This is a genomic window from Primorskyibacter aestuariivivens, assembly GCF_028023675.1.
Classification (GTDB): Bacteria; Pseudomonadota; Alphaproteobacteria; order Rhodobacterales; family Rhodobacteraceae; genus Marinovum; species Marinovum aestuariivivens.
In genome coordinates, this window is the sequence record NZ_JAQIOZ010000033.1 from 1 (window position 1) to 4,946 (window position 4,946).

General features: G+C 62.9%; 3 protein-coding genes and 2 pseudogenes. 1 reads left to right on the forward strand and 4 read right to left on the reverse strand.

From position 1 onward, the window contains the following. Nucleotides 1-120, forward strand: a pseudogene (locus PGB28_RS21150) (IS481 family transposase); the annotation flags it as partial. On the opposite strand, the gene PGB28_RS21155 reads toward PGB28_RS21150, so the two are convergent. From PGB28_RS21155 to PGB28_RS21170, 4 genes and pseudogenes are all read right to left on the reverse strand, one after another. Beyond that, the gene (locus PGB28_RS21155; protein WP_271423492.1) at nt 117-1,400 is read right to left on the reverse strand and encodes an aspartate aminotransferase family protein; all 1,284 of its coding nucleotides are present in this window, start codon (nt 1,398-1,400) and stop codon (nt 117-119) included. The pseudogene PGB28_RS21150 and the gene PGB28_RS21155 sit on opposite strands and share 4 nt — an antisense overlap. Nucleotides 1,401-1,404: 4 nt before the next feature. Then, nucleotides 1,405-2,508 carry a mandelate racemase/muconate lactonizing enzyme family protein gene (locus PGB28_RS21160; RefSeq protein WP_271423490.1) on the reverse strand — a complete coding sequence of 368 codons (1,104 nt, stop codon included), beginning with the start codon at nt 2,506-2,508 and terminating at the stop codon, nt 1,405-1,407. Continuing rightward, nucleotides 2,505-2,987 (reverse strand): dimethylsulfonioproprionate lyase family protein, encoded by a 483-nt coding sequence (locus PGB28_RS21165; protein ID WP_271423491.1) that lies wholly within the window; start codon nt 2,985-2,987, stop codon nt 2,505-2,507. The genes PGB28_RS21160 and PGB28_RS21165 overlap by 4 nt, the downstream gene beginning before the upstream one ends. Before the next feature lie 109 nt (nt 2,988-3,096). Continuing rightward, nucleotides 3,097-4,829: pseudogene (locus tag PGB28_RS21170) on the reverse strand (glycine cleavage T C-terminal barrel domain-containing protein); the annotation flags it as partial. Between the last annotated feature and the right edge of the window lie 117 nt (nt 4,830-4,946).

Sequence of the window (4,946 nt, forward strand, 5' to 3'; positions counted from 1 at the left end):
CGCAGGCTCAAGACCCTCAGCGGGCTGACGCCTTACGAATACATCTGCAAGATCTGGACTTCAGAGCCAGATCGTTTCATCCTAAATCCGATCCACCAAATGCCGGGACTGAACACCTAACCTGACATATCGGCAACCGCTTGCGCGGCGCGTGTCACCGCCCGCTGCGTCAGCACCATATCCGCATCGGTCAGGGCCAGCGACGGGTAGAGTTTCCCCGGACTTTTGAAGACGCCGTTGGCGCGCAGCGTGCAGTTCCAGACCTCGTTTCGCCTTGGATCACTGTGCCGGGCGCTGCGGTAATCGAGCGGATCAGCATCTGTGAAATAGATGTCAAACAGCGTTGGATCGCCACAGATCCGGTGGGCAATGCCCTGCGCGTTCAGCGCCCCGGATTGCATCTCCATCAACCGTTCGCCGGATGCGCGCAATTGCTCGTATTGCCCAGTACGGCGCAGGATTTCCATGGTTTTGAGCCCTGCCGCCGCGGCCACCGGATTGCCGGACAGGGTGCCAAGCTGCATCAGCCACTTCTCCGGCCCCACCGCTGCCTTGTCGAAATGCGCCATGATCTCGGCGCTGGCCCCCAATGCGGCCAGAGGGAAGCCCCCGCCAATGATCTTGCCCAGCGTCACGATATCCGGCACCACCCCGTAGCGTTCCTGCGCGCCACCATAGGCAAGGCGGAAACCGGTGACGATCTCGTCGAAGATCAGCAAAACGCCATGCCGGTCACAAAGATCGCGCAAACCCTGCAGGAAGCCGGACTGTGCGGGGATGATCCGCTGTAACGGCTCCACGATGATGGCGGCGATATCGTCATGTTCAGCCAATAGAGTGCTGACGGCGTCAAGATCGTTGAACGGCGCGATCAGCATCTCATCCGCCACGCCTTGGGGAATGCCCGCGCTGTCCGGGACCGGGGTCGGGAAATTGACCTGTTGCGCGGGCGCGAGGCTCATTTGCGCCTCCGCCGACATGCCATGATAGCCACCTTCGAATTTCAGGAGTTTCGGCTTGCCGGTATAGGCGCGCGCCAGGCGTATCGCATACATGTCGGCCTCGCCCCCCGAGGTCACGAACCGGACCTGTTCGCAGCAGGGCACGGCATCGCAAATGGCCTCGGCCAGTTCGATGCCCCGCGCATTATTGGCGAAGAAGGTCATGCCAAGCGGCAGTTGCTCCAGCACGGCCTCCATCACCTCCGGATGACCATGGCCCAGAAGCATGGGTCCGGAGCCGATCAGGTAGTCCACATATTCGGTCCCGTCCTCGTCCCAGACGCGGCCCCCCTCGCCCCGCGCGATCACGATAGAGGCGTCGAAATTGCCGAAGCCCGCAGCGGGCAGGACGGCACGGGCGCGGGCGATCCAATCGGCTTGGGTGTGAATGCGGTTCACGATGTCAGTCCAGTATGAGGTCGGGCTGCCCCAGCGCTGCCCGGTCGATGGTGATGCCAAGCCCCGGTCCGGTGGGCGGCGCGATACGGCCATTGCTCCGCGTGGGCGCATCGGGGGCAAGACGCGGCGCAACATAGCCCGATAGGTCACAGACATTGAGCACGCGCGCCGGGTCGGTCGCCGCGCCCAGATGCAGGGCAGCGGCGGTGGCGATATCACTGCCCCAGGTGTCCTCGATGCACATCCTGGCCCCCAGATGCAGGCAAAGATCACGCGCCCGGCGCAGCGCGGACAGCCCGCCGAATTTCGACAGTTTCAGCGCGACCGCGTCCATTATGCCAAGGCGATGCGCCTCAAGAAGCGTGCCGGCGTCATGCGCCAACTCGTCCAGTTTCATGGGCAACCCGGTGGCGCGCTGCACCCGGGCACAATCGGCCAGGGTGGCGCAGGGTTGTTCCAGCATGACATCCAGATGCGCCACGGCGCGGCCCACGCGGATCGCATCCAGCGACGTGGCCCCGCAATTCCAGTCGCCATAAATCAGCGGCCCGGGACCGATCGTTTCGCACAGTTTGGTCAGCCGCTCGACATCTGTGGCCCAATCGCCCGACGCGCCCAGCTTGGCCTGAAACTGGGTGATGCCGCTGGCCTGCGCCTCACGCGCGATGCGGACCATCTCGTCCGGGGCGATGCAGGTGATCGAATGATAGAGCGGCAAGTCGGCCTGCCTCTGCCCACCCAAAAGCGCGAATAGCGGCAGCCCGGCGGCCTGTCCCGTCAGGTCCCAAAACGCAATGTCGAGCGCCGATTTGGCATAACGGTGATCGGGCAGCCAGGCCTCCGCGCGCGCGATCAGCGCCTCGGCCCCCAGCGGGTCCCCGCCGATCAGCACCGGCGCCAATTCGGCCAGTGCCGGTCCAACCCCCCGCGCATATGCGGGCAGGTAATGCGGTATGGGACAAACCTCGCCCCAACCGGTGAGGCCGGTATCGGTCTCCACGGCAATGACCGCTGTCTCGACCGTCTCACAGCTTTTGCCAGAGGCCATGTGATAGGCCGTGTGGCTGGTCAGCGGCAAGTGCCAAAGTGAGATACGGACGATCTTCATGACACCCCCATGCGCGGAACACCAGAAAGGCCCGCGCCACGCCACAGCACCAGCGCCAATACGGGGCTGTCACCGGTGGTCATCTGATGCGGCTGGTTTGCTTTGTGAAGGCATGCTTCGCCCGCCTTCAATGTCACCGGAGGCGCGCCTTCAGCCTCAAAAAGCGCTTCACCTGCGAGAATGAAATAGAGCTCTTCCGCCTCGTGCAGGTGCCAGGGGTAGTACAGCCGCTCGCCCCAATAGGCGATAAAGGCCCGCACTTCGTCCGAGCGGAAATGCCCCTCGGGGCCGACCAGTTCGAACCAGCCATAGCGGTCGAGAAAGTCCTGACCGACCTCGTCCACGGAATAGGTCTGTTGCCAATCGGCAAAATCGCTCAACTCGCGGATCGCGTCGCGCAGGTGCACGGTGGCATTGATATGCCCCTCGGACCAGGATTTGAGCAGTTGCGCCGCCGGGACCGTGCGGGACGGTTTCACGGCAGGCAGCGCCAGCGACCACCCGGCAAAGCCCGACAGGACGGGCGTGGGGCGGCCACCAAAATCGTCAGCGCGTGATAGGCCCGGGCAAAGGCAATATCCACCGGGGTCATAGGGCGGGTTCCGTCAGGGCATCGGTGCGCGGCAGGAGGCTCTGCGGATCATAGGCCGGTTCGCCAAGCACGCGGCCGGCGCGGGGTTTGCCGTGGATGATCACTTCGAGCGCCGTGCCGGGTACGGCGGCATAGGGTTTGATATAGGCAAAGGCGAGAATTTTGCCGATCGTATGGCCATAAGCGACCGACGCCGTGGAACCGACAACTTTGCCGTCCAGCGTCACCGCTTCGCCGCCGTGGCCGTCGTTCTCTCCATCCGGATCGATCTCCAGATAGGCGCAAACCCATGGCAGGTCAGTGTTGAGCGTCTTGTCCCGGCCAGATAGTCCTTGTCCGTGCGGGCAAATCGAAGCACATCGGCTTCGGCCAGCGTGACCTCGTTGGTCAACTCGCCCGCGCCTTTGAAGCCCTTTTCCATGCGCATCACGTTCATGGCAAAGCTGCCATAATCGGCCATGCCATGGGCCTCACCCGCTGCCCAAAGCGCGTCATAGACATCGCGCATGGCGGCAAAGGGCATGTGCAACTCCCAGCCAAGCTCCCCGGCATAAGACATGCGGAAAGCCCAGACATCATGTCCGGCGATGGTGATCTCCTGTGCGGAAAGCCAGCGGAACGCTGTATTATCGAGCCGCGCGTCGGTGCAGGCGGCCAGAACATCGCGCGAGCGCGGACCGTTGAGCGACAAGGCACCCCAACTGTCGGAGCGAGCCGTGATAGTCGCACCCTCGGCCTCCCGGTTCTGCGCGAGGTGATCCAGCAGGCGCTGTTCGAAGAAGGCTGCGCAGACCAGATAGAACCGGTCTTCGGCCAAGCGCACAATCGTCGTTTCCAGCTCGATCCGCCCGCGACGGTTCAGCATATGGGTCAGCGTTATCGAACCATCCTTTTGCGGCATGCGGTTCGCGGTCAGCCCATCCAGCAAATCATAGGCGCCCGGCCCTTCGACCAACACCTTGGTAAAGGCGGTCACATCCATGATCCCGACGCGCTCGCGCACCGCCTTGACGTCGGCGGCGACCATGTCATCGACCACCGTGCGGCGGAACGCGTAATGATCTTCCTGCGCCACGCCATCGCGGGCGAACCAGCGGGACCGCTCAACCCCGTAGACCTCCTCAAACACCGCGCCCTTGGCCTTGAGCACATCATAGAGGGGCGAGGGCTTGACGGGACGTCCGGCAAGGCGGTTGAAATGCGGAAACGGGATTTCATGGCGCAGGCAGTAATCCTCCTTGGCCTTGACCACTTGCCAGTCCTTTGTGGCGTAGCTGCCAAAGCGGCGCGGATCGTAGTCGCGCATCGAAATATCCGCCGCCCCATAAACCATCCAGCGCGCCAGTTCCCGGGTCAGCCCCGGCCCCCAGCCGATGCCGATCTGCGTGCCGCAGCAGCACCAGTAGTTGCGCACGCCGGGCGCCGGGCCGATCAGCGGGTTGCCATCGGGTGGATGCGAGATCGCACCGTGCACATCGCGGGTGATCCCCAGTTCGGCAAAGATCGGCATGCGGACCATCGCTTCTTCCAGCCACGGCATGACCCGGTCATAATCTGCCTCGAACAATTCGTTCTCAGCTTCCCAAGGGCAATGATCCTCCCAAACCGTGTTTGGATTGGCCTTTTCATAGATCCCGATCAGGCCCTTTTTCTGCTCCATGCGAATGTAGCCGGACACTTTGCGGTCATCGCGGATCACCGGCAATTCGCGGTCCAGATCGCGGAATTCTGAGCTACTCCCCAGTGTTTGGACAGTGTTCAGCGTAAATTAAGCTACTCTTTGCTCCTGCTGACCTGATTGGGTTTCGTCTTTTCTTAGCCAGTAGACCACGGCTGGGGGTTTGCC

Excerpts from the sequence above, each read along its gene's own strand:
- PGB28_RS21160 (WP_271423490.1), bottom strand. The coding sequence starts at position 2,508 with ATGAAGATCGTCCGTATCTCACTTTGGCACTTGCCGCTGACCAGCCAC.